The sequence below is a fragment of the Kiloniella litopenaei genome (assembly GCF_000982415.1).
GTDB lineage: Bacteria > Pseudomonadota > Alphaproteobacteria > Kiloniellales > Kiloniellaceae > Kiloniella > Kiloniella litopenaei.
The window spans coordinates 307,804-332,335 of the sequence record NZ_LANI01000005.1; the positions used below are offsets into that span (position 1 = coordinate 307,804).

General features: G+C 46.0%; 22 protein-coding genes. 4 read left to right on the forward strand and 18 right to left on the reverse strand.

What is annotated here, in order from left to right; translation table 11 throughout:
* Window positions 1-21: 21 nt before the first annotated feature.
* Entirely contained in the window at window positions 22-1,248 is a 1,227-nt protein-coding gene (locus WH95_RS09615; RefSeq protein ID WP_046506053.1) for an aminotransferase class V-fold PLP-dependent enzyme, read from the reverse strand.
* Between the two features lie 273 nt (window positions 1,249-1,521).
* Between WH95_RS09615 and WH95_RS09620 the strand changes: the two genes are divergently transcribed.
* Window positions 1,522-3,198 (forward strand): sensor histidine kinase, encoded by a 1,677-nt coding sequence (locus tag WH95_RS09620; RefSeq protein WP_052741909.1) that lies wholly within the window; start codon window positions 1,522-1,524, stop codon window positions 3,196-3,198.
* Window positions 3,199-3,236: 38 nt separating this feature from the next.
* On the opposite strand, the gene WH95_RS09625 is transcribed toward WH95_RS09620, so the two are convergent.
* The 14 genes from WH95_RS09625 to WH95_RS09690 form a co-directional block, all read right to left on the reverse strand.
* Window positions 3,237-4,199, reverse strand: a complete 963-nt coding sequence (locus WH95_RS09625) for a carbon-nitrogen hydrolase family protein (protein ID WP_046506055.1) — start codon at window positions 4,197-4,199, stop codon at window positions 3,237-3,239.
* Window positions 4,200-4,325: 126 nt separating this feature from the next.
* Complete coding sequence (locus tag WH95_RS09630; RefSeq protein WP_046506057.1) at window positions 4,326-5,390, reverse strand: putative transporter; 1,065 nt, start codon at window positions 5,388-5,390, stop codon at window positions 4,326-4,328.
* 230 nt (window positions 5,391-5,620) lie between these two features.
* The gene (locus tag WH95_RS09635; protein ID WP_046506059.1) at window positions 5,621-6,490 is read right to left on the reverse strand and encodes an NAD(P)-dependent oxidoreductase; all 870 of its coding nucleotides are present in this window, start codon (window positions 6,488-6,490) and stop codon (window positions 5,621-5,623) included.
* Window positions 6,491-6,690: 200 nt separating this feature from the next.
* Window positions 6,691-9,075, reverse strand: coding sequence for an ATP-binding protein (locus WH95_RS20545; protein WP_052741910.1), 2,385 nt, complete (start codon window positions 9,073-9,075; stop codon window positions 6,691-6,693).
* A 117-nt stretch (window positions 9,076-9,192) separates the two neighbouring features.
* Window positions 9,193-9,624 (reverse strand): iron-sulfur cluster assembly scaffold protein, encoded by a 432-nt coding sequence (locus tag WH95_RS09645; RefSeq protein WP_046506062.1) that lies wholly within the window; start codon window positions 9,622-9,624, stop codon window positions 9,193-9,195.
* On the reverse strand, window positions 9,621-11,237 hold the full coding sequence (locus tag WH95_RS09650) for an NTP transferase domain-containing protein (RefSeq protein WP_046506064.1): 1,617 nt from the start codon (window positions 11,235-11,237) through the stop codon (window positions 9,621-9,623). Before WH95_RS09650 ends, WH95_RS09645 begins: the two co-directional genes overlap by 4 nt.
* A complete protein-coding gene (locus WH95_RS09655) occupies window positions 11,234-11,911 on the reverse strand; it encodes an XdhC family protein (protein ID WP_046506067.1) in 678 nt (225 codons plus the stop codon). Before WH95_RS09655 ends, WH95_RS09650 begins: the two co-directional genes overlap by 4 nt.
* Window positions 11,908-12,255 (reverse strand): XdhC family protein, encoded by a 348-nt coding sequence (locus WH95_RS09660; RefSeq protein WP_046506069.1) that lies wholly within the window; start codon window positions 12,253-12,255, stop codon window positions 11,908-11,910. Before WH95_RS09660 ends, WH95_RS09655 begins: the two co-directional genes overlap by 4 nt.
* Complete coding sequence (locus tag WH95_RS09665) at window positions 12,248-13,516, reverse strand: vWA domain-containing protein (protein WP_046506072.1); 1,269 nt, start codon at window positions 13,514-13,516, stop codon at window positions 12,248-12,250. Before WH95_RS09665 ends, WH95_RS09660 begins: the two co-directional genes overlap by 8 nt.
* A gap of 6 nt (window positions 13,517-13,522) precedes the next feature.
* Complete coding sequence (locus WH95_RS09670) at window positions 13,523-14,449, reverse strand: AAA family ATPase (protein ID WP_046506074.1); 927 nt, start codon at window positions 14,447-14,449, stop codon at window positions 13,523-13,525.
* Between the two features lie 77 nt (window positions 14,450-14,526).
* Window positions 14,527-15,306, reverse strand: a complete 780-nt coding sequence (locus WH95_RS09675) for an FAD binding domain-containing protein (protein ID WP_046506076.1) — start codon at window positions 15,304-15,306, stop codon at window positions 14,527-14,529.
* 14 nt (window positions 15,307-15,320) lie between these two features.
* The gene (locus tag WH95_RS09680; protein ID WP_046506078.1) at window positions 15,321-17,672 is read right to left on the reverse strand and encodes a xanthine dehydrogenase family protein molybdopterin-binding subunit; all 2,352 of its coding nucleotides are present in this window, start codon (window positions 17,670-17,672) and stop codon (window positions 15,321-15,323) included.
* Window positions 17,673-17,674: 2 nt separating this feature from the next.
* Complete coding sequence (locus WH95_RS09685) at window positions 17,675-18,142, reverse strand: (2Fe-2S)-binding protein (RefSeq protein WP_046506081.1); 468 nt, start codon at window positions 18,140-18,142, stop codon at window positions 17,675-17,677.
* A 206-nt stretch (window positions 18,143-18,348) separates the two neighbouring features.
* Entirely contained in the window at window positions 18,349-18,948 is a 600-nt protein-coding gene (locus WH95_RS09690; protein ID WP_046506084.1) for an SRPBCC family protein, read from the reverse strand.
* 472 nt (window positions 18,949-19,420) lie between these two features.
* On the opposite strand from WH95_RS09690, the gene WH95_RS09695 reads away from it, so the two are divergent.
* Window positions 19,421-19,630 carry a hypothetical protein gene (locus WH95_RS09695; protein WP_157845930.1) on the forward strand — a complete coding sequence of 70 codons (210 nt, stop codon included), beginning with the start codon at window positions 19,421-19,423 and terminating at the stop codon, window positions 19,628-19,630.
* Between the two features lie 381 nt (window positions 19,631-20,011).
* Here WH95_RS09695 and WH95_RS09700 read toward each other — a convergent pair whose 3' ends face one another.
* The gene (locus WH95_RS09700) at window positions 20,012-20,203 is read right to left on the reverse strand and encodes a hypothetical protein (protein ID WP_046506089.1); all 192 of its coding nucleotides are present in this window, start codon (window positions 20,201-20,203) and stop codon (window positions 20,012-20,014) included.
* 131 nt (window positions 20,204-20,334) lie between these two features.
* Here WH95_RS09700 and WH95_RS09705 point away from each other — a divergent pair, with 131 nt between their 5' ends.
* On the forward strand, window positions 20,335-21,243 hold the full coding sequence (locus WH95_RS09705) for a LysR family transcriptional regulator (RefSeq protein WP_204247755.1): 909 nt from the start codon (window positions 20,335-20,337) through the stop codon (window positions 21,241-21,243).
* A gap of 27 nt (window positions 21,244-21,270) precedes the next feature.
* On the opposite strand, the gene WH95_RS09710 is transcribed toward WH95_RS09705, so the two are convergent.
* The gene (locus tag WH95_RS09710; protein ID WP_046506093.1) at window positions 21,271-22,407 is read right to left on the reverse strand and encodes a PQQ-dependent sugar dehydrogenase; all 1,137 of its coding nucleotides are present in this window, start codon (window positions 22,405-22,407) and stop codon (window positions 21,271-21,273) included.
* A gap of 248 nt (window positions 22,408-22,655) precedes the next feature.
* On the opposite strand from WH95_RS09710, the gene WH95_RS09715 reads away from it, so the two are divergent.
* Window positions 22,656-23,957, forward strand: a complete 1,302-nt coding sequence (locus WH95_RS09715) for an aspartate aminotransferase family protein (RefSeq protein ID WP_052741911.1) — start codon at window positions 22,656-22,658, stop codon at window positions 23,955-23,957.
* Window positions 23,958-24,286: 329 nt separating this feature from the next.
* On the opposite strand, the gene WH95_RS21490 is transcribed toward WH95_RS09715, so the two are convergent.
* Window positions 24,287-24,532, reverse strand: a 246-nt coding sequence (locus WH95_RS21490; RefSeq protein ID WP_204247756.1) for a hypothetical protein, incomplete at its 5' end; no start/stop codon positions are given.

The window sequence follows — 24,532 nt, forward strand, 5'->3', positions numbered from 1 at the left end:
CATATAAATGATCAGGACTATTTATAACACCTGATCAAGTGCCTTGAGCAGCTTTTGAATGTCGTCGGGGCTGGTGTAATGAACAAAAGAAACCCGCAGGGCGCCAGCTTCCGGGGCCAGATTTATTCCTTCAAACAGTCGATAGGAATAGAAGTGTCCACCAGCAGCCATAATGCCATGTTTGGATAGCTTTTCTGCAACGGACCGGCCATCCTGTTTGGTAACTACCGAAATGGTTGGTGCTCTTTCTTCCGGTTTGTCCGGGCCAAGAAGACGTAAATCATTTCGACCTCTGATATATTCAAGCAAGGGAGCCATCAGGGCTTGTTCCTGTGCCTGGAAAAGATCGTGTACATCCTGTCCCCGTTTTGCCGGGGTTGCTTCCTGGTCAAAGTGATGTGCGTGCACGGCATCAAAGTATTCTGTAATGCCGCTGGATGCCGCAACTTGAGCATGATCAGGTCCAGCAGGCACAAAGCGCTTGTGGGCAAGGTCTTTGTTAAAGAAATGCCCCTGATAGGCTAACATATCCCTTGTTTCCTGACGAATGACCATGAGGCCCTGATGCGGGCCATAGGTTTTATAGAGGGAGAAAAGATAGACGTCTGCGCCAAGAGCCGTCACATCGGGGAAACCATGCCCGGCATAGGAAACACCATCGACAACAACCTTTGCGCCAACCGCATGTGCACGTGTGGAAATTTCGGCAACGGGGTTCACGTGGGCAATGATATTTGAGCAGTGGGGAAAGGTGACAAGGCGCGTTTTGTCGTTCAGTAAATTATCGAGATCAGTAAGATTCAGATAGCCGCTTTCCGGATCAACACGCCACTCTCTGACAATAATTCCACTGTCTGCCAACCTGCGCCAGACGCCGGAGTTCGCTTCGTGGTCCTGATTGGTGACGATGATTTCATCACCCTGTTGCATGGTGGCGCGAAAAGCTTGTGCCAATACATAGGTATTCTGACTTGTGGATGGTCCCAGATCAATTTCAGCTTCGGAAACGTTGAGATAGGCGGCAAGATTGACAAGGGCCTGATCCATTTCCTGCCCGGCTGTCTCGGATGCAGGAAAGGGGTGATAGGGTTGTAGTTTTGTTTTCCGATAATAATTGTTCAAGCGGTCAATAACCTGATGACAGGCATAGGAACCACCTGCATTTTCAAAAAAAGACCAGTTTTCAAGCGAGGGTTCTTTAAATGCAGGGAACTGAGATCGAACAAAATCAAGGTCTAATGTTGTCATGGGCGCTATATGTCTCTTTATCTTGGGTTATTAAGTGCCTGAATTATATTAATCGTGGCTTTATGGTGTGACTGCCGGATTGCCGACAGAAAGGGATGGGGGCTATCTAGGACAGAAGCATAAAAAAACAGTGTTCTGTCTGTTATGTAACTCTGTTTTAAGGGGCAGGGTCAAGCACCACTTTGAGGCGAAACGAAATTTTAAGAGTTTATTGCTTATCTTGAATAATTAAGGCTGATAAACAAGCCTCATGATATTTTCGGGGTCAACTGTATGGGGAAACATAAGGGAACTGAGGCAGAACTTTCTGCAGAGTATTCCAGTCCGCTTTATTTACCAAATCAGGCTGTTGCTTTTTTTGATGGCGACCACAGGTTGATCGGCTGTGATGATGACTTTCAAAAACTTCTGGGGCTTGGCCAAAGTCATGTTGAGAATGATACCCCTTTAAATGATATCCTTTTGAACTGCATTAATAACGATGTACGTGTTGCCGCAAAGGAATGTGGCGCCCAAATTCTGGATGAATGGCTTTATTTTATGGGAATTGGTCAACCCGTTGTTTTCCAGAAACCAAACTTGGAATTAATCCAAATTCGTATGGCTCGATTGAACAATGGAAGCCTTTCCGTCGTGGTCACTGATGCGTCATCCAGCCTGATGGGGGATGTGATTGCCATTGCGGGACAATTAAAGACTGTTGTTGAAAATATTACCCAGGGGATATCGCTTTTTGATCGTAACTGTAACCTCGTCTTGTGTAATCAACGCTTTCTTGAATTGATGGATTTCCCGGAAGAGTTAGGAAAACCGGGTACATCAATGGCAGAGCTTTTCCGTTTTAACGCTGAAAGGGGAGAGTATGGGCCGGGCGATGTTGATCATCAGGTTCATGAACGAATGGCGTTAGCCTTTAAGTTTGAGCCCCATCAATTTGAACGAACACGAACGGATGGAACTGTCGTAGAGGTCTGCGGGAACCCGCTTCAAGATGGGTTTGTAACGACTTATAGCGATATAACCGTTCAAAAAAGGTTTGCCGAAGCCTTGGAAGAGTCCAACCAGAGCCTTGAAAGGCGGGTTAAACAGCGTACCGCAGAGCTGCAGGAAGAACTACAAACCCGTATTAAGACAGAAGAACAGTTGCGGAGCGCAGTTAGTAAAGAACAGCTTGCCAGCCGAAGTAAAAATGAATTTTTGGCGAATATGAGCCATGAACTTCGAACGCCCTTAAACTGTATTATTGGCTTTTCAGAGTTACTCAAAAATGAGTCCTTTGGTCCTTTGGGGCAGGACAGGTACAAAGATTATTGTCAGGATATCAATAACGCCGGTGTGCATTTGCTTGAGGTCTTAAACGATATTCTGGATGTTTCCAAACTTGAATCCGGGGATGTGGATCTTCTTGAGACAGAAGTGGATCTGTCTGTCGTAATTGAATCGTCTGTTGCAATGTTGTCGAACAAGGCAGCCAGTTATAATATTTCAATAAAGACAGAAGTCCCTGATGATTTACCTTATCTCTTCGCAGATGCCCGCAGGGTTAAGCAGATGCTGATCAACTTGCTTTCTAATGCAGTTAAATTTTCCGGTAAAGCGGGGGATGTAATTGTCTCTGCAAGTGGAAACAAAAATGATGGAATATGTTTGTCGATTGCTGATAAAGGGATCGGGATAAGCAAAGAAAATCTTGCCAAGGTTATGGATCCGTTTCAGCAAGTCAGTGAGGCGTTGACACGAGATCATGAAGGAACCGGATTGGGGCTTCATATTGTAAAGTCCCTGATCGAGCTGCATGGCGGCTATGTTACTATCGATAGTGAGTTGGGTGTTGGAACAAATGTTTGTGTCTACTTTCCCCAAGAACGAAGTATTGATCGGGCATTTATCAAAAACAACAAAAGCAAAAAGAGTGCAGCAATCAGTCACGATAACCGATCGCTGCACTAATAGGCTTTATGCTGTTCTGTGCTCTAGTTATTTATTCTTTAGCCTGTAAATTTAACTGTGGACTGACGCTCTCTGTTTACAAATAGCTGTGTTACATCTGGTCTTGAATAGTGTCCGGCGGGGTCAAAGTTCTGACGCTCTCTTCGGACCAGTTTATGGTCTATGGTTGCCACAGCCAGACGTTCTTCACCAATAATCGGTTCGATAACCCACTTGCCATCCGGCCCCATCAGACAGCTACCGCCATTGGCCAGAAAACCTGTATTCTCCCCGGCTCTGATCAGATCGGCATGGGGGATGTCGTCGGTGATGTCTTCCACGCGCATCAGGCCACAGACAAACATTGTATAGGACCGGGATTCCTTGGCGATAAAACCGGGCAAGTCATGGGTATTGTGATCGCCGCCGGGCCAACAGGAAAAATGAAGATCTTCCCCCTGTGCATAGAGCGAGGCACGGGCCAGCGGCATCCAGTTTTCCCAGCAATTCAGACCGCCAACGGTGAACTCGCCAAGTGTATGGGTGCGCAGGCCGTGGCCATCACCGGGTGCCCAGGCCAAACGCTCTTCATATGTTGGCATCAGTTTGCGATGAACAGAACCTATTCGCCCCTGCTTGTCGATATAAACGAGAGTGCAATAGAGGCTGTGTCCGGCCCGATCAAGGGGGCGCTCCATTATCCCGACATAGACGGCAATTCCTCGGGCTTTTGCCGTTTCACAGACGGATGCAAGATCGCCGCGTTCAATACAGACACCTTCGTCCAGATATCTGGCGTGGATTTCCTTTTGGATGTCATTGTTAAAGCGCGCACCATCGGTCCGGTCGAGCCAAAAGGGATAACCGGGGGCCAGGGCCTCGCCGAAACCAACGAGATCACAGCCCTGATCTGCGGCCTGGTTAATATAGGTGATAATTTTCTCAAGCGTTGCTTCACGGTTGAGCCATACGGGGGTGATCTGGGCAAGTCCAACGGTCAGAAGGTCTTTATTGGCTGACATAGAATAACTCCGGATAAAACGAATTTACCCGGAGTTAAGCACGCATATTTTTGTGGATCAAAGCCTGATCCATAGTGGAGTTATCTTTACCGCAAGAATGTGAAAACAATGGCTAAGGGCGGTTAATTATTCTCCTGTTTCGGGTATTGCAGAAGCTACCTGTTCTTCTTCATGCTTGCGCAGGTTATTTTCAAATTCATGCAGGCGTTTGTAGATTGATCTTAATTCAGTAATGATTGTCCAGTTGTCCAAGAAATAAGAAAAACTGCCATGAACTTGCCCATAGGCGTTTGCTGTTTGCATTAATATGCCAAGTAATATGGTCTGCGTAAAAAGGCTTGGGCCCATTATGATAAGCGGAGCGACGCTCATTAATTGTTTATAGGAATATCTCCATAGATCGAAATAACTATAGTGCCTGTATAGTCTGTGTGCATTAAATTTTACACCAGTAAATAATGCTAATAGGTTGTTTGGTTGGGCAAAGTTAACTTTATCTTCTTCACCGAGAACCAGATCTTTTCTGAATGCAGCTTCTGTCTTTTGACGATCATACTCAATGCCGGGTAATTTAGATCCTATGATCCAAGAAGTAATAACGCCTCCAACTGATACAATGAGGGAGAGCCAGACAAGAGAGCCATCAATGTCTTTGATATAGGGGATTTCAACCTTTTCGCTTAAAGTCCATAAAATCGGGATAAAGGCAATTAAGGTCAATAATGAATTGACTATATCTGTTCCTAAATGTTCGACTATGACGGCAAACCGATGGCAATCTTCTTGAATTCGCTGAGAAGCCCCTTCGATTTCTTTTTTCACACTCCTCCAACGGGGGATGAAGTTAAAGGTCATGGCTTCACGCCATCGCAATACATAAATGCGTGTGAACCAGTTGGCGAAAACGCTGAGTATCACGAGCGGCATGACGATGACCAAAAATGAAAGGTCTTCATCTGTCCAGGTTGATAAGTATTCCAGGCCAAATACAGTTTCGTAAAATTGGCGAATACCTTCTTCTGGATTGTCCTTAAAGTCGCCTGCTTTTTGAAGAAGATCGTAAAACTTTTCGTACCACTTATTAAGAATGACAGATATCTGCACTTGTACCCAAACGATTGAGAGCAGAATTATACTTCCCCCATAAGCCCAGAGTGCCCATTTTCTGGATTTAAAAAAACTGTGAAACATGTGGTTCTTTCTCTGTGGACCTTGGAAAATTGACTGGGGCTATCATGGCGATGGCTTGTGGCGGGATCAAGGCTGTATTTACCTGTTATATGGGATAAGGCGTGAAATCACAGTAACTTGAATAGCTATTGCTGATGCTCATGTATTGTTTGGTAATAAGAATTGTGAAGTATGCAAATAAAAACAGCAGCAAGCTGCGATGGCTTGCTGCTGTTTGATGCTCTTTGCGATTAATCGTTTTGAAGCAGATGCACCAGACTGGATGTGTCCCAGCGATTACCGCCACGGGCTTGAACCTGTGCGTAAAACTGATCAATCAGGTGGGTCACGGGCAAGCGGGCACCGTTGCGTTTTGATTCTTCGAAACAGATGCCCAGATCCTTGCGCATCCAATCGACGGCAAAGCCAAATTCGAATTCGCCCTGACACATGGTTGATCCCCGGTTCTCCATTTGCCAGGAACCTGCGGCACCTTTGGAGATAACGTCGATGACCTTCTCCATATCCAGATTAGCTTTCTGGCCGAAGTTCATGGCTTCACTTAGGCCCTGGACAAGGCCGGCAATGGCAATCTGGTTCACCATCTTGGTCAACTGACCAGATCCCACAGGTCCCATCAGGGTAACAGCGCGAGAGAAACAATCTGCAACGGGTTTGATGCGATCAAAGGCAGCTTGTTCACCCCCACACATCACGGTGAGAACGCCGTTTTCAGCACCGGCCTGACCACCGGATACCGGGGCGTCGATAAAGTGGATGGATTTTTCACGGGCGATTGCATCAAGTTCGCGGGCAACATCGGCAGACGCCGTGGTATGGTCGACCAGAACAGTGTCGGCCGTCATACCGGCAAAGATGCCGTCGTCGCCAAGAACAACTGAACGCAGATCATCATCGTTTCCAACACAACAAAAAACAATTTCTGCCCCTTCGGACGCGATCCGGGGTGTTGCGCCACTGCGTCCACCGTGTTCCTTGACCCATGCCTCGGCTTTTGCATGTGTTCTATTGTAAACGCTAACTTCATGTCCCTTTGCGGCTAGATGTCCAGCCATGGGGTAGCCCATAACGCCTAAACCGATAAACGCGACTTTTGCCATAATCCTGCTCCTAATTTTATTGTTTCCCATTGGCAATCTATCAAGGGAATAGATTTTTGGGCGTTTCGAAGAATTGCGATGAGCTTAGAAACTTGACAGGGATTGGGCAAGGGGCGTGATCTATTGTCCTCTAAAACATAGGGACAATACGGGGAATTGGATAAATGCGTTTTTTACATCACTTTCGCCATAGGTTTCGGCTACATATGGACCTTCTTTGCCGAGACGTGTTGATTTATTACCTTTGTTAATTGATCGAAATCTACGGGTTTGGCTACGTAGTCATTCATGCCAGCGGCGATATATGTATCACGATCACCCTTCATGGCGTTGGCTGTGACTGCGATAATAGGAATTTCTGACTTGGCACTGTTCAACTTACGGATAGCCTTTGTTGCTTCAATACCATCCATTTCGGGCATCTGTATGTCCATAAGGATGATGTCTGGATCTTTATGCTTTAGGTATTCAAGCGCTTCCAGACCATTAAACGCAACGTCAGCAAGGTGTCCACGTTTGCTAAAAAATTTAGTCAACAACATCTGGTTTATCTTGTTGTCTTCTACAATCAACACATGTAGCTGATCGTTCCCGGATGATGAGATTGTTCCCGTAGTTTGTTGATCCTGAGTTTCTACAACGGATTTGTTGGGTTCGGTATCTTTGGAAGGGGGTTGATCAGTGTCCGGTATCTCCAGAGGAACGGTAAACCAAAAGGTACTGCCGTTTCCGAGAGAGCTTTCCAATCCGACTTCACCATTCATCTGTTCGCTTAAATGTTTTACGATAGATAACCCAAGGCCAGCGCCACCGTGTTTTCTGGATGAAGAACCATCGGCCTGGGTAAAGCGTTCGAATATACGTTCCTGATCTGCTTCACTGATACCGATGCCCGTGTCTTCAACAGAGCATTTGATCCATTGGATGTTCCCTGACCTTGGTTTATGGGGAACGACCGAGACCGTAATGTGCCCTGTATCCGTAAATTTGATGGCATTGCCAACAAGGTTAAAAAGTACCTGCCTTAATCGGGTTGGATCATTGCGTACCCAATCGGGCAGACTTGGATCAATTTCGGAACGTAATGTTAAGTTTTTCGATAGCGCCTTTGGTTCCTGGGTTGAAGTTACTGATTGAATGATTTCTGATAGTTTGAAGTCGCTGATTTCCAGTTTGCTGACGCCAGCGTCCAATTTAGAGATATCGAGAATATCGTTAATAAGTAACAAAAGATGATCGGCAGAATTTTTGATGGATTTTGTGTAATCCAACTGTTCTTCATCAAGCTTGCTTTCCAACAGTAGGTTGGTCATACCCACCACCCCATTCATCGGGGTACGAATTTCATGGCTCATTGTGGCAAGGAATTCTGATTTGCTGCGGCTTGCCTGTTCGGCTTCTATTTTTGCGGCACGTAAGTTTTCTTCTGTCCGCTGTCTTTCAATTACTTCTTCTTCCAGCCTGTCGTTGGTTTCCTGTAGCCAATGGGTTCTGTCCCTAACCTTGTCTTCCAAATCGCTTTGGTGTTGACGAATTTCTGTTTCCATCGCATCGAAACTTTCCAATGCCAGTAAAAGCTCGTTGGATTGGGCTTCCGGGATGGTTTCTGTTGATAGTGTTTCGCTTCTCTTCATCGCATTAATTTTCCGCCGGAGAGTGCCCAGAGGGTTGAGAACAATTTGATGGAGAGAAAAGACCATGAAAATTAAAGCAATGGCAAAAAAGGCAGCAAAAAGTTGTAACACGGTTGAAATTGCAAATTGCCCTTTGCTTAATATTTCCATTTCATGTGGATGAACCAGACGCATTAATTTGACGTCATTCATGGCGATAATATCGACATAGGAATAGAGCATTCCGTTTTCCTGAGCATCGAACAGGCCGATGGAGCCAGGTTGCAGCGGGTTTGTAATAACTTCAATCGGCAGATTTTGTTCTTCCGAGATACTTTGATCGAGACTGAAAACTGTGTTGAATTCTGCGTTGAGGTCTTCTGCTATTTTTTCCATACGATTTTGGTCCAAAAATCGTCCGGTGATAGCAATCCCCCGTGCAGGCCCATCCTGATTACTTTTAAGGATCGGGTACGCCGCAATCATCATAGGCCCGCGAGTTGTCTGGGCAAAGCCGGCCATGCCGTTATGTGCAACAACAGATTGGGGAGACATGACAGATCTGGTTTTATTGTCGACAAAGGTGATATCAAGATCTGTAAAGCTGTCAGCCTCTTTGTCGAACCAGCGGCCCCATACGATATCGTTATTCATATCGTAAAATGCCATCATGTGTATATCTGTTAATAGAAAGGTGTCATCCGGGGCACTGCCTGATATAAAGTCCGGATCTTTTGTGACCATGTACTCATAGGTGTCATCCCAAACGCCCCAATCGCTGGAATAAATTTTTAAATCTTCCAGTTCGTCATCAAGTGTATTTTGTATCTGTTGTGATCTATGAATTGTATTTTCACGATCAAGATCTGCAAATTCCGGCTCTACGACTGTTTTCAGGATAACAGCACTGGTCGCGATCAAGACGAGAAACAGAAGGGTTAGAAGGGAACCAATTTTGCTCTGAATCGACATAGTTTTTACAAACCTTTTCACGTGTTAAATCTTAAACGCACGCTGTAGTTCTGGAAATCTTGCGGATCAGTTGGCAAAACTTCTGTTTTCATTCCGAACAATTATATATTTTTTGTTTTAATAAATTGTTTCTATTTTGGCGAGTGCCTGAAAAGGGAGCAATACGCAGCTGTGTCTGTTCTTGATGCTGGCAACGGGCTGAAAAATAGAGAATGATTCCCAATCATTAGGAAGGGATATAGGCAAGTTTTCCTTTAATTGGGACTTTAGTTTCATGTGTATGTCCTGCAATTCGACTAAGTTACGTCCAATGGAAAGATCTTTTATAAGTTGTGCCGAAGCTTTGCAAAGCGCGCAGGACTGCGCTTTGTATCCAACCTCTGTAATAAGATTATCGTCTATGCGCAAGTCCAGGGTAATACGGTCGCCACAAAGGGGGTTGTTGTGAACGATTGTATGGTCAGGGTTTTCCAGACGGCAATCTCCCATGCTGGCAAGACGCAGAAGCTCTTTGTTGTAGAGGTCTTCATCAGTTCCTAATTCGCTCATTTTGAAAAACTCGTTTTGCGTAAGGTGGATAGAGCTTCGGGGGTATCTATATCGGAAAGAACTGATGTATTATCCATTATCACTTCTTGCAGGTCACCGGGATAATTGCCCAAAAGGTGTCTGGCACCGCTATCGCCCTTGAGGTTTAACATTTCGGGTATAAAGCTTCTGCTCCAAAGTACAGGATTTCCCCGTTTGCCCTCAAAAGTAGGCACACAGATTGCGGCCCCATTTTCCGGATCATAGGCCTTGATTAATTCATCCAGTTGCGCACTGTCGATTGACGGCATATCACCTAAACAGATCAAGACGGCATCGCTGTCTGCGGGTACTGCCATCAATCCCTTGATCAAAGATGTACTTAACCCGTCGGCATAATCAGGATTGTGCACATATTCTAGACCGTTAGCGCACAAGCTTTCCCGCACGAGGTCAGCTTCGTACCCGGTTACGACAATGGTGTGATCCACTTGGCTTTCGCCAATGTTATCGGCCACCCATTTAACAAGGGGTTTGCCATGCCATTCCTGAAGAAGTTTGTTTTTAGGTCCCATTCTCCGGGATTGTCCAGCTGCCAGAAGGATGGCCGTAATCCTGGGCGTGATATGCAATGTTTCAGGGGGCATTTTTTCCCTTGGTTGTGGGCGCGTTGGAATTTCAGAAAGTAATCCGCCACACCCCATTTGTACGATCGTATCCTTTGTAACGGGCAGCCCTGCAATAATACGTTGAAGGATCCAGTCAAAGCCGTTCAGTTTTGGTGATCGGGCACAGCCTGGTAGGCCTATGATGTCGCTGCCGGAATGTTTCCCCAGTAAAAGTAAGTTCCCGGGATCCACAGGCATTCCAAAATGTTCTATTTCTCCACCTGAAAGCTCTAGTCCTTTGGGAAGGGCGTCTTGTCTATCGACGATTGCCGAAGCACCGAATATTAATATCAGTTCGTGATTATTTGCGCGAAGGTCACGAATGGCTTTGGCGATAGAATTAGGGTCATGGTCAACAATAACTGTTTCCGAAAGTTCATTGGCGCAGGATTTGAGCCTTTGATTTACGACTGTTTTTGTTTTTTCTAGAACAGACTTTTTTGTCTGTGGCAAGCGGGTGAGAATAAGGCCTGTTTTCCGTTGACGAAAAGGATGGACGGTAAGTTGGGCGACCCCTTTTGTTTTGTCCAGAGCTTGCGAAGGGGCGGCGAGTGGGATTATTTTTGCCGTGGCAACAAGCTGATCCGGATGAACAACACTATAGGGCGCCAGCGTTGCCAGGGTTATAGCTTCATCAACTGAATTTATCTGTCCAATCTCTTGTGGCGTGGTCTCAAAGACACCGTGCACGGTGCTGTAAATATTACAGCGGCCTGTAAAGGCGGGGCTTGTTTTGACACCACTACTACAGACAAACTGACCAAGCTTTGCAGCCGCAAGATCTTCGTGGACGTCTTGCTCCTCAAGACGGATTGTGGTTATGGTTGTGATATCCGATGTTAACAAATCTTCGATATCGAGGGCCGTCAGATGATGCCCTTTGCCCAAACGGCCTTTGTTGGTGTTAATAGAATGAGCCAGATAGGTCCCTTCGGCTTCTTCCGTTTTGATTTCAGCGAAAATCACGTCTTGCCCCCATGACGGAGAGACTTTGTGATTGAGGCAAGAATGGAAAGAGCAATTTCCGCGGGGTTTTTTGCACCGATATCGAGCCCTATCGGTCCCTCTATGCGTTCCAGGTTTTTCAGATGCTTCAAGCGTTCTAGCCGTTTTGCGTGGGTTCTTTTACTGCCCAGTGCACCAATATAAAAGGCGTCTGATGTTAAAGATGCTTCCAGTGCTGGATCGTCCAACTTTGGATCATGCGTTAGCAGTACGACGGCCGTTCTGTGATCCGGTTTTAGATCTTCCATGGCCTCGTCTGGCCATTCATTGGTAATTTTGCAATTGGGAAAACGGGTTTTGTTGCCAAAAGCACTGCGGGGATCAATAAGAATGACTTCGTACCCTGCTGACTGCGCCATTGGTACCAGGAATTGTGAAATATGAACGGCTCCAACGATAATTAAGCGTAGGGGAGGATTGAAAACCTGAATGAAAGTTTCGGAATCCTCTGTGGCATGGACAGAGGATTTATCGTCGCGGATAGCTGCCTTAAGCAGGTCTTCAAGAGGGTGTGTTGTCTCGGGCCTTAGGGGATAGACCAGCTCTTGCGCACCACTTTTCAGATTTGTCAGAAGAACGGTGGTTTCTTTTACAGCTTTGGCGAGATTGAGTTGATCAAGTGTTGCACGCTTCATGTTGTTTCCAATCGTTCAACATAAACCTGTATTGTTCCCCCGCATGCCAGTCCAACATCCCAGGCTTGCTCGTCTCCGACACCAAATTCAAGAATACTGGCTTTGCCGTGATCCATAATTTCAAGGGCTTCTTGAATCACGGCGCCTTCGATACAGCCACCGCTGACTGAACCAAGCATGGTCATGTTGTCATCGATGATCATTATACTGCCGGCTTGGCGCGGGGATGATCCCCACGTTTTTACGACAGTTGCCAGCGCAACTTTGCGCCCCTCATCCTGCCACGTCGCTGCGGTTTTCAATAAATCCTCAGCAGAAGTTTCGTCAGTCTGTTTTTCAATCATTCCTGATAGGTCCATTATTGTGCCGACGCTGTCGGGGCTGCCAGTTATTTTGCAAACTTTTAGCCAGATCTTCCAGGCTATTTATATTGTGAGCACTTCTAAATTCATCAACATGTGGCAACATTAATTTAATGCCGCGCGCCTTTGCCTGAAATCCATCGTATCTGAGAAGGGGATTCAACCAGATCAACTTTCGACAGGATTTCTGTAGTCTTTCCATTTCGAGTGAAAGGTCATGGGCCCCGTCACGTTCAAGTCCATCGGTGATGAGCAAAACATTTGCACGCTGCCCTAGCACACGACGTGACCAATGTTGATTGAAATCATGTATTGCGGTGCTGATCCGGGTTCCCCCAGACCAGTCGTCAATTTGTTGGCCAACAGCGGTCAGGGCCTCATCGACGTCCTTGTATTTCATCTGTCTGGTGATGTTGTGCAGCTCTGTTCCAAAGGTAAAGCTATGAATACGATCACGTGCAGAGCTGAGGCTATGAATAAAATGCAGCAACATTCGGCTGTATTCGCTCATAGAGCCAGAAATATCGCAGAGAATGACCAGGGGGGCGCACTGTATTTTTTTTGCCTTGTGCTTTAGTTCAATGATATCTGCGCCGCGTCTCATAGAGGCCTGCATTGTTTTACGGGAATCAATGCGTTGTTTTTGAACCGACGGCGAAAAGCGCCGGGTGGTGATAAGGTCAGCTGGTAACTGTAAATGTCTGATAATTTCAAATGCGCGTCGTTGCTCATCGGCGCTCATCTGTTCAAAATCTTTATGACGAAGGACCTTTTCGTCTGAGCTGGTGAGCCTGGCGTCAAATTCTATCTCTAGCTCTTCATCTGTTTTTTCTTTCGGGCGTTCGTTTTTTTGCTCTGGAGCGAATGCTTGGCTCACACGTTTGAGGGCCTTGTCTTTTTCGTCCTGTGGTGCGTTTTCAAGAAAGGTTGTTGGCAGCAGTAATGACATGGCACGTTCCAGAAACTCTGGATTTCGCCAAAAGATATGAAAGCACTGATCGAAAATTTCCTGTTGATCCCTGCTGGTGATAAAAAGGCATTGAAAGGTTGAATAGATATCATCCCGTCTGGTGATGCCGGAAAACTGAATAGCATCGATTGCTTCCAAAACACGTGCTGACGGCACAGAGAGCCCAGCCTTTCGCAAGGTGCGTGCAAAGTGCAGTATATTTTCTGCCAGATAACCCTGGTTACTTTGGTTATCTTGTTTTGGGTTAGTCTGTTTTGGCTGTCGTGAAACCATAAGGTGTTAGCCTATTTGATCCATCTCAGTTTGTACTTTTCTTAAAATATCCGACGCCTCGCTTCCCTGAATACGGGTGATGTCATCTTGGTATTTCAAAAGAACACCCAGGGTATCACTGACAATTTCAGGGGCGAGTGAAACGCGATCCAACTGGGTTAGGGCATTCGTCCAGTCAATGGTTTCGGCAATACCGGGCTGCTTGAATACTTCTGGGTTCCTTCGTAATTCCTGTACAAAAAGAACAACTTCGTTGCTCAACTTTTCGGTTGCATCCGGGGCTTTGAGCTTAAGGATTTCAAGTTCTCGTAGAGCATCAGGATAATCAACCCAATGATAGAGGCATCTGCGTTTCAAGGCATCGTGAATTTCGCGGGTTCTGTTTGATGTTATGATAACAATGGGCGGCTCTGCTGCCTTGATTGTTCCAAGCTCTGGAATGGTGATTTGGTAGTCAGAAAGAACCTCTAGCAAATAAGCCTCAAAAGCTTCATCAGCACGATCCAGCTCGTCGATAAGCAAAACAGGGCTTTTACCCTCGTGGCTTTCCAAAGCTTTTAACAAAGGCCGCTTGATTAAAAACTCTGGATCAAACATATCTTTTGAAAGTCGGTCTCTGTTGGTATCCCCTGCCGCTTCTGCAATGCGAATTTCGATCATCTGCCGGGTGTAATTCCATTCATAAACAGCCGTGTTTATGTCGAGACCTTCATAACATTGAAGACGGACCAAAGGACGGTCGAGAGTTGCCGAGAGTACCTTGGCTATTTCCGTTTTCCCAACCCCGGCTTCCCCCTCAAGAAACAGCGGACGCTGCATGTTCAATGCCAGATGAATAACGGTGGCAAGAGAACGATCAGCAACATACTTGCCGTTGGCCAAATTTTGAAGAACGTCATCTATGGAAGCAGAGACTTGATGAGAATTGGGCATGACGTGCTCCGAAGTTGGTTTTGGAACGTAAAAAAAGGCCGCAGTTGATCGTAAAAAACAACTGCGGCCTAGAAAGTTTAGCCGTTTATTTGTGCAACAGCGCGTTTCGCCAACACCTTGATCAGGTTGGCACGATATTCTGCCGATGCATGTATATCGCTATTTAACCCATCTGAAGGTACTGAAATGTTATCCAGAGCTTGTGGGGTGAAGCTTGCTGAAAGGGCAGCTTCCATTTCTGTTTGACGGAAAACGCAAGGCCCCGCACCGGTCACAGCTACCCTGATACCAGAGCCAGTTTTTGCGACCATCACACCAACAATGGCATAGCGTGACGCAGGATTATCGAACTTTATGTAAGCAGCGGCCTCTGGTTTTGGAAAGGTCACATTGGTGATAATCTCGCCTTCTTCCAAAGCCGTTTCAAAAAGATCGGTAAAAAAATCATCGGCAGCAATTGTGCGTCGATTGGTACAGATGACGGCATTCAACCCAACAACAGCAGCTGGATAATCGGCCGCCGGATCGTTGTTGGCAATTGATCCACCAATGGTTCCTCTGTTACGAACCTGGGCATCGCCAATCCCACTTGCAAGAGATACAAGCGCCGGGATAGTTGCCTTGTTTGCAACTTCGGCATGGGTTGTCATCGCCCCGATTGCCAATTGGTCACCATCTGGACAAACCCCACGGAGTGATTCAATGGCACTGAGATCAACCAGTGTTTCCGGTTGGGCCAAACGCTGTTTGAGTGTCGGGATCAAGGTTTGCCCACCAGCCAGCAAAATGGTGTCATCGTTCAAGAGGCTAGCAGCTTCGTCTATGGTAGCTGGACGTTTATAATCAAAATTATACATGATGCATTCCTCCCTTACAGTCCCTGTGCCGCACGCCATACCTTCTCAGGTGTGGCAGGCATATCGATTTCCTTGCCCAGTGCATTGGTGATGGCATTCATCAATGCCGCTGGTGCAGATATTGCGCCAGCTTCACCACAGCCCTTTACGCCAAGGGGGTTTGTCGTACATGGGGTGTTGATGGTTTCAACCCGGAAAGTGGGCAGGTCATCAGCACGAGGCATGCAATAGTCCATGTAGGAACCAGTCAACAACTGGCCGCTTTCCTTGTCGTAGACACAGTTTTCCAGAAGGGCTTGTCCAATACCCTGTGCCAATCCTCCGTGAACCTGTCCTTCGACAATCATCGGGTTGATCACGTTACCAAAATCATCCACGGCGACCCAATCCACGATCTCAGTTGTTCCTGTGTCAGGATCAATTTCGACCTCGGCTATGTGTGTCCCAGCGGGGAAAGTGAAGTTGAGCGGATCGTAGAAGGCTGTTTCGTCCATGCCGGGTTCGACATCATCCGGATAGTTATGTGGCACATAGGCGGAAAATGCGATCTCTGCCATGGTCATCTTTTTGTCCGTTCCGGCGACCGAGAAAACACCACCGGAATGTTCAATGTCCTCGACCGATGCTTCCAGTGTATGGGCTGCGATTTTCTTGCTCTTTTCAACAACCTTATCAATGGCCTTCATTATCGCAGAACCACCAACAGCAAGTGAACGGGACCCATAGGTGCCCATGCCAAAAGGTACTTTGCCTGTATCGCCATGGGATATTTCAACCTGATCAATAGGCACACCGAGTTGATCGGACACAATTTGGGCAAAGGTTGTTTCGTGACCTTGGCCGTGCGAGTGGCTTCCGGTGAAAACTGTTACGCTGCCCGTTGGGTTAAAGCGAACCTGTGCTGATTCCCACAATCCGACACCTGCACCTAGCGAGCCAACCGCCGCTGACGGTGCAATACCACAAGCTTCGATAAAGGCAGAGTAACCAATGCCGCGAAGCTTGCCACGTTGTGCTGATTCAGCTTTTCGAGCTTCAAAACCACTGTAATCAATAGCAGCCTGTGCTTTGTCCATTGCAAGCGCGTAGTTGCCGCTATCATACGCCATGATGACGGGCGTTTCATAAGGATAGGCATCCGGTGGAATAAAGTTTCGTTTGCGAATTTCGCCCGGATCTATCCCCATTTCACGGGCACCGATTTCGATCATTCTCTCGACAACATAGGTTGCTTCTGGTCGTCCGGCACCACGATAGGCATCAACCGGGGCTGTGTTGGTAAAGCCTGCCTGGACCTCGCAATAGATGGCTGGCATTGTGTATTGACCATTCAGCAATGTTCCGTAGAGATAAGTTGGCACTGCAGAGGCGAAGGTTGATAGATAGCAACCCACATTTGCTTTTGTGGATACCTTGAAGCCAAGGATCTTGCCATTGGCATCAAAAGCCATTTCTGCATGGGTTTCATGATCACGGCCATGAGCATCCGACAGGAATGATTCAGAACGTTCCGCGGTCCATTTGATGGGTCGGTTTAATCTTTTTGTTGCCCAGGCGCAGACAGTTTCTTCGGAATAGATAAAGATCTTTGATCCAAATCCACCACCGACATCCGGGGCAATAACCCGTAATTTATGTTCTGGGGCAACCGCATTAAATGCTGACAGAACAAGCCTGTGCACATGTGGGTTTTGGCTGGTGGTATAGAGTGTGATTTCATCCGTTCCCGCATCATATTCACCCAATGCAGCACGGGGTTCCATCGCGTTTGGAATCAGGCGGTTATTCCGCAGATCCATGCGGGTGACGTGGTGCGCTGATGCAATGGCCTGTTCTGTTGCTGCGCGGTCACCAAGCTCCCAATCAAAAGACAAATTACCTGGGATGTCATCATGGATTTGTGGGGCTCCACTCGCCAGTGCATCACCGACTTCAATAACGTGGGGGAGTTCTTCGTAATCGATTTCGACTAACTCGGAAGCATCCCTTGCCTGTTGCAGGGTTTCTGCAACAACAAATGCAACCTGATGACCAACGTATTTAACATGACTTACGGCCAATGCAGGATGAGCAGGGGCTTTATGGGGTGTACCGTCTTTGGATGTAATGCCCCATCCACAGATGATTGGTCCAATACCATCTGCTTCCATATCCGGCCCAGTTAAAATATCAATAACGCCCGGCGCTTTTAGCGCTTCGCTGGTGTCGATGCTATTGATTTTTGCGTGAGCATAGGGGGACCGTATGAAGTATCCATATGTTTGCCCGGGCTTGGTGATATCGTCGAGATAGCGTCCTTTGCCGATGATAAAACGCTTGTCTTCTTTGCGGCGTACAGAGGCGCCAATGCCAGTTTCAGTCGTCATGATTATGCCTCCATTTCTTTCGCTGCTGCCTGGATGGATTTCACAATATTCTGATAGCCAGTACAGCGACAGATATTGCCCTCGAGGCCTTCGCGGATAGAGGTGTCATCAAGATTGTCAGACTTGTTAACCAGATCTACAGCGCTCATGATCATGCCTGTCGTACAAAAGCCACACTGTAAGCCGTGGTTTTCCTGAAAGGATTTTTGCATGGGGTGAAGGTCATTGCCCTTTGCCAGACCTTCAATCGTTGTTACCTCTGCGCCTTCTGCTTGTACGGCAAGCATGGTACAGGATTTTGCACTGTTGCCGTTGACGTGAACCACACAAGCGCCACATTGGCTTGTATCACAGCCAACATGGGTGCCAGTAAGTTTCAGGTTTTCGCGGATAAAAGTCACAAGCAGGGTGTTCGACGATACTTCTGCCGAAACTTGCTTGCCATTAACTGTCATAGATACCGTTGGCATCGGTTTTCTCCTGTTCGTGGTGTGACAACCCAGAGATTATTTTTATCTTATTTCGTCGTTCTTGGGCTGTTGCCTCTGGGGCGATTGGTGCACTGCAATGGCGTTTGAATCCGTGCAACGCGATCTTAAGGGCTGGTTCTTTCTAGAACTCTTTTTTGTGTTTAGAATGCGGTATTTCAGTAGTTATGTACTTTATCTTGAAGGGACTAGCTGAAAGCATAGATAGCTATGGCGACCAGAATAACACTGGCAATGCCAATATAGATAGCGTTATTGCCCGTAACACTTGTTGTTGCAACCGTGGTGTCATTTTCGTTGGAAGGGACTTCTGCTGGGGCACTATTCTCGGCTTCTGTCGAAGATCCTGTGGTCGTGATGTTCTGGGAAAAGGCTTCAAAGAAGTCATCGGCCATTTTTTTTGCAGCTGAATCAACCAAACGCGAACCGATTTGGGCAAGCTTTCCACCAACTTTGGCGTCTACTGTATAGTTGAGTAACGTTTGTCCATTTTGATCTTCCAGCCAGACTTTAGCTTCTCCCTTACCGAAACCAGCTGCGCCTCCCTTACCTTCTCCAGTTAAAGTGTAGCTGGTAGGAGGGTTTAGATCTGAAAGTGTTACCTGCCCTTTGAACTTAGCTTTAACGGGGCCAAATTTGGCGGTTAGGCTTGCTTGAAATTCTGTGTCTGATGTTTTGTCAACTGTCTCGCAGCCTGGAATTGAAAGTTTCAGTATTTCAGGATCATTCAAGGCTTCCCATACCTTGTCCTGAGGGGCGGGGATCAGTTGCTGCCCTTCCATTTTCATTTTGATTTACCTTGTCCGGTTTACCCTGTTTTGTGTTCGCACTTTTTATGCGTTTTTTTGTTTGTTTCAGATTAACTATCGGGGAAGCTCCAAAATCTTTCTACCCCTTGTGCGTGTTTACACCATTAGAGTGTTTCAACTTTGCGACAAATTTCGAGCTATAATTAGATATGCAATTTTTGCGTGCTAAGTTTGTGTTTTTACTCTTTTAAGTATGGCTCTGGCTTGTGGTAATTTCAAGCGTCCCTCAATTCTTTCGTGGTAAATGTATCTGGCAGCGAAATAAAAATTCTGTGCGCAGGCTTATGTAATCAATCAGATTTTTTGGCTTACTGTGATTGTTTTTATTAATTGGACTCCGGGTGGATTGGGGTATGTGGGGCTCTGAGTGTGAATGCTTGTGCTATACTTCGATCGTTTAAGGTTATCTTTTTGATTGTAATAGTTTTGATCAAAGGAGGATAAAATGACGATGACACCAAAACGTGTTCCCCATCAGTATTCGGTTAATAATTGCCTTCAATCTGATGGCAATCATGGGGCGTTTTATTTTAAGCGTTTGATGATGGAGAAGATGGGGAGAAAATATCGAAGCCCCTTGGCTATTTTTCGAGCTATTCGAACAAAGCAAGATCTGGATAGGCCGGATGGGGCTACTGACATGTTTTTTTCTGGAAAATGAAGTAAGCTGCTGCAAAAAAATAGCCAATCGGCGGGGGACCGATTGGCAAAGTGGGGATGCAAAGACACTTGGGGAAGATGTGAAAGCCACATCAATCGTGTCTTGGCATCAGAGCATCGGGGTAGGATGCATCTGGATAAAACCGTTCATATACAAAGGTTTACCGGCGTATATAAGGGTTCAAAATAAAATTGGTACTGGGGTACGGTACTGACACAAAAGGTACAGACTGGTTATTCGCAGCAGTTTTATTTGCGAATTAATTTATGCCTGTAGTAAGCCTGAAAAAAATTAAATAATAATTAATTTCCCCAATAAGGCGTAGATAGATACGCCTTATGGTTGCTTTTTGGCTTCATGAAATTTTGAGAGAAGCTGTTTTTAAGCTGTTCTGGAAAGAGCCAGAATGTAGCGTGTTTTCCAGTTGCTTACGGGTGAAACCAAGGCTTTCAAGAACATGCCGAAGAGCTTATGTGCTTCTGCAGATCTGACTTTACGCGCATTTTGAAAGTGGATGCTCATATCAGCAGCGTTTAAATCAAAATCTATGGTAGAATCGAGTGCATTTCTCATTTGTCATGTCCTCATCGGTCTAATTGTTTCCTTGAGAATAAGATAAGCATTTCTAGCGGAAATGATAATAGGTCTTGTTGGATAAGGATTATATAGTTTATTTTGATAATACTATGGATGTAATTAGCGACATGACTGTATTTGTCGAGGTCGTTGCTGCTGGCGGAATGACCGCGGCAGGGCGGAACCTCAATTTATCAGCTGCTGTTGTCAGTAAGCGCATTGCAAACCTTGAAGAACGACTTGATGCTCGTTTGTTAAATAGAACGACAAGACGGTTAAGTCTGACGGATGAAGGCGCTGGTTATTATGTCCGCTGTAAATCTATCCTCGAAGATATTGCAGATGCTGAGGCCGCGCTTTCTGGTCTGGCGGGACATGTGAAGGGTACCTTGAAAATAACGGCGCCATCATCTTTTGGGCGTAAGCATATATCACGTTTGTTACCAGAGTTCCTAAAGCAATACCCGGACGTATCTATTCAGGTGAGCTTGACAGATCAGATTGTTGATATGGTCCAATCCGGCTTTGATTTGGCAATTCGTACTGGTGAACTGAAAGACAGTAGCTTGATTGCGAGGAAGTTAAGTCCAGCGCGGCGCGTGGTTTGTGCTTCGCGTGATTATCTTGCGAAAGAGGGGGTGCCAAAACACCCACAGGATCTTGTCCATCATAACTGTCTGGTGCTTGGTTATCCTGGGGGTGTACATGATCACTGGCACTTCAAGGGGCCTGAGGGGCAAATAGATGTTAAGGTCAAAGGCAACCTAGAAACGAATAACGGCGAAATCTTACGAGATGCGACAAAGGCAGGTATTGGTATCGCGATTAAATCCACCTGGGATATTGGCGATGAACTTAAAGCCGGGGAGTTGATACCTATCCTGAGAGAGTTTGAATTGCCCAGCGCAGCTGTTTATGCCCTTTATCCAAACAGAGAACATTTACCCGCCAAAACCAGATCGTTTATTGATTTCCTCGAAGGTAAGTTTGGTAGTGAACCCTATTGGGATCGGGGAATTCGTCTAGAAGATATCTAACAGAGTTTTGTTGATGGACTCGTCATTTTAGTTGTGTGGGCTAAGGCGATAGAGGGCGCCGTTATTTGAATCCGTCAGGATATAGAGAAGGCCATCCGGGCCTTGCTTTATTGCGCGAATGCGCCCTACTTCTTCGGTTAGTAATCTTTCTTCATGAATAACTTTGTTGTTTTTGATTTCCTGTCTAACCAGAAGTTTAAACTTTAAGGCGGTCGTAAAAAGATTACCTTTCCAGCTTGCAAAGGTATCCGCGGAATAAAAAGTTATACCGGCAGGTGCGATAGATGGTGTCCACTGGTGGATAGGTTGTTCCATGTCAGGGTGGTGTGTTCCTTCGCCGATTGAGCCCAAAATGTATTCTTTTCCATAGGTGATAATGGGCCATCCGTAATTTATCCCCCCTTTGAGGCGGTTTATTTCATCACCACCACGGGGGCCATGTTCGCTGATCCACATTTCACCGGTTTCCGGGTGTTTTGTCAGCCCCTGTGGATTGCGGTGCCCATAAGAAAAAATTTCAGGAAGTGCATTGTCGCCCTCCGGGAAGAAAGTGTTGTTGGCGGCGGCGCCTTTATCATTCAGGCGCAATACTTTACCGGCATGCGAGTTTAGGTTTTGCGCATTATCACGGTTCCCACGGTCACCCACCGTCATAAACAACATACCGTTGTTATCAAATTCAATACGTGATCCATAGTGCTTGGTCGTGTTGGATCCCGTATCAGCAATAAATATAGTTTGTGGATTGATAAGTTTTTGCCTGACAAATTTGGCTTGGGCCAATGCAGTGGTTGAGCCTGTTGGCAAAGGATGGCTATAGGTGAAATAGATCAGCTGATTTTTCTCGAATTCCGGGTGGATTGCTATATCAAGTAATCCGCCTTGTCCTCTTGTTTTGACCTCGGGAAAAGTGTTCAGGGGGATATTGAGAAGGGAATTGTCTTGATAGAGCTTAAGTCCTTTTTCCCGTTCCGTAATCAATAAGTTTCCGTTCGGTAGAAAAGCCATTCCCCATGGGTGGTCCAATCCATCTGCAAGCAGCTCGAGTTCGAAATTTTCTTTTTCACTTTGAAATATCGTAGGGGAGGCGATGACGGTTTGCTTGGCTGTCACTGCAACCGCGATAAAAGCAAGCCAGATTACCAGAAAGGTGTTTTGAACCATGTCGCACTCCATAGATACATGACAAGTGATTTGAGTGTGTCTAATTCCTTACAACCATCATGGCTTATGACGGCGGTAAAAGACAGGTTTGCTTGAATTATTGTGATCAGATTTCTGTGAAGTAAATTTTTCTGAGAACATTTTCCCGTTTTATTAAATTGTTCCTGCGCTCGAATTTCTAGACCCTTGGCATAATCGGAACTGATATGTGTAGATCCTGATTTCAGGCTAAAAAAACGAGGGATATAATGGCGCTTAAACCAGAAGAGAACTTAAATAGTGTTCAGAAAAGAGCTTTGGGTGTTTTTACCGCGGGTATATCTAATGGCGAATTCGGGTTTCCTCCTGAAACACTGATTGAGGTTAAAAGGGGAAAGGGGGCCAAACTCTGGGACAGTGGTGGACAAGAATATCTGGACTATTCAATTGGTTGGGGATCGTGTTTGGTTGGCCATGCCCGAGAAGAGGTCGTCGAAGCGGTCCAAAAGCAAGCCGAGTTGGGGTCAAATTTTGCGTATTTGAATAACCATGCTTTGCAACTGGCCGAAGAAATTCAGAGTATAGCTCCGGCGATTGATCGTCTTAGGTTTTGTGCGTCGGGTACAGAAGCAACGATGTATTGCCAACGTTTGGCACGTGCTTTTACTGGTAAGAAAAAAATACTCAAGTTTGAAGGGGCCTATCATGGGGCCAATGAAGCGGGTGTGACCTCTCTTTTTCCGCGTCAGAACTTGGCCTTTCCGACACCTGAGTTGACGTCTGCTGGTACACCAATGGCACAGGAAAACCTTTTGATAGCGCCCTATAATGATCTGGAAACTACGAAAGAAATTTTAATCGGAAATATCAATGAAATAGCAGGGGTTTTGATGGAACCCTTGCAGCGATGCACGCCCCCGGTCCCCGGCTTTCTGGAGGGCATTAGAGCGCTTTGTGATACCTATGGTATTCCGCTTATTTTTGATGAAGTTGTGACTGGTTTCCGGTTGGCCTATGGCGGTGCACAGGAAAAGTATGGTGTGATTCCCGACCTTGTCGCCTATGGCAAAGCCTTGGGTGGGGGGTACCCTATTGGTGCTTTTGGGGGGCGTGCAGATATTATGGATCATGTGAATGAACATTATATTGGCCAAGATAATTATGTCTGGATGGCGTCCACCTTGGGGGGGAATCCGATTTCAACCACAGCTGCCAATGCCGCGCTTTCTGTCTATCGGTTGCCCGGAACTTATGAAAAGCTGTTTGAAACTGGGGAGTACCTGCGGACTAATCTGAGATGTATTCTTAGTGATTTGAATGAGCCTGCGCAGGTTATTGGTGATGGACCTTTGGCCCAGATCGTTTTTACAGATCAGGATGTTTTTAATTATCGTTCTTCCGCATTAGGGGATAAAAAGAAAGGGCGTGCGATGATGCTAGGGCTTTTTAAAAGAGGTGTTTTCTTGAATCCAATGGGGACAAAGCTTTATCTCTCGATTGCCCATGACAAAAACATTTGTGATGCTTTCTTGGCGCGTTTTGAAGATTGTTTGCGAAAAGATGTTTTGTAACCAAAAATCTTATCGACAAGGCTGTTACAGATAAATAAGACCCGTTAATGAGGTCGGAACCAGTTAAGAACAGAATGTTCTTTTTGTGATCGTCTTAAAATGATCATATTGCTCGCTTACATTTCATAGTTATTCAGGTAATTCTGTTGAATATATGTTCTTGAGTTGTTCTGGGTTTGAATCTTTGTTGTTTTTTTAGATAAAATTTATCTTAACATTTGATCCATCATGGTCAGAAGAGTATCAATCCCTGAATAGATCCTGAAAGTAGTTTTAAGAATGGTTTATGAGAGAATTCGAGCATATGCCTGAGATTGGTGATATTTTTTCTAAAAGGCACGCATCGTACCAAGATTGGGAGGTTGTCGAGGTATACAAGTCGACAATAGACGGGTTGGAATATGCCCGACTCCGTAATAAAAATATTGGTGATAAATCTGTAAGTGCAGTTGAACTAACGCGTCGTGGTTCAGATTGGCTACGTAAAGCACCTGCATGAAACGAGTGATAGATTTTTGAATTAAAAAGCCCGCTGTATAGCGGGTCAGATTGCTGACAAACCCCGTCGATTTTCG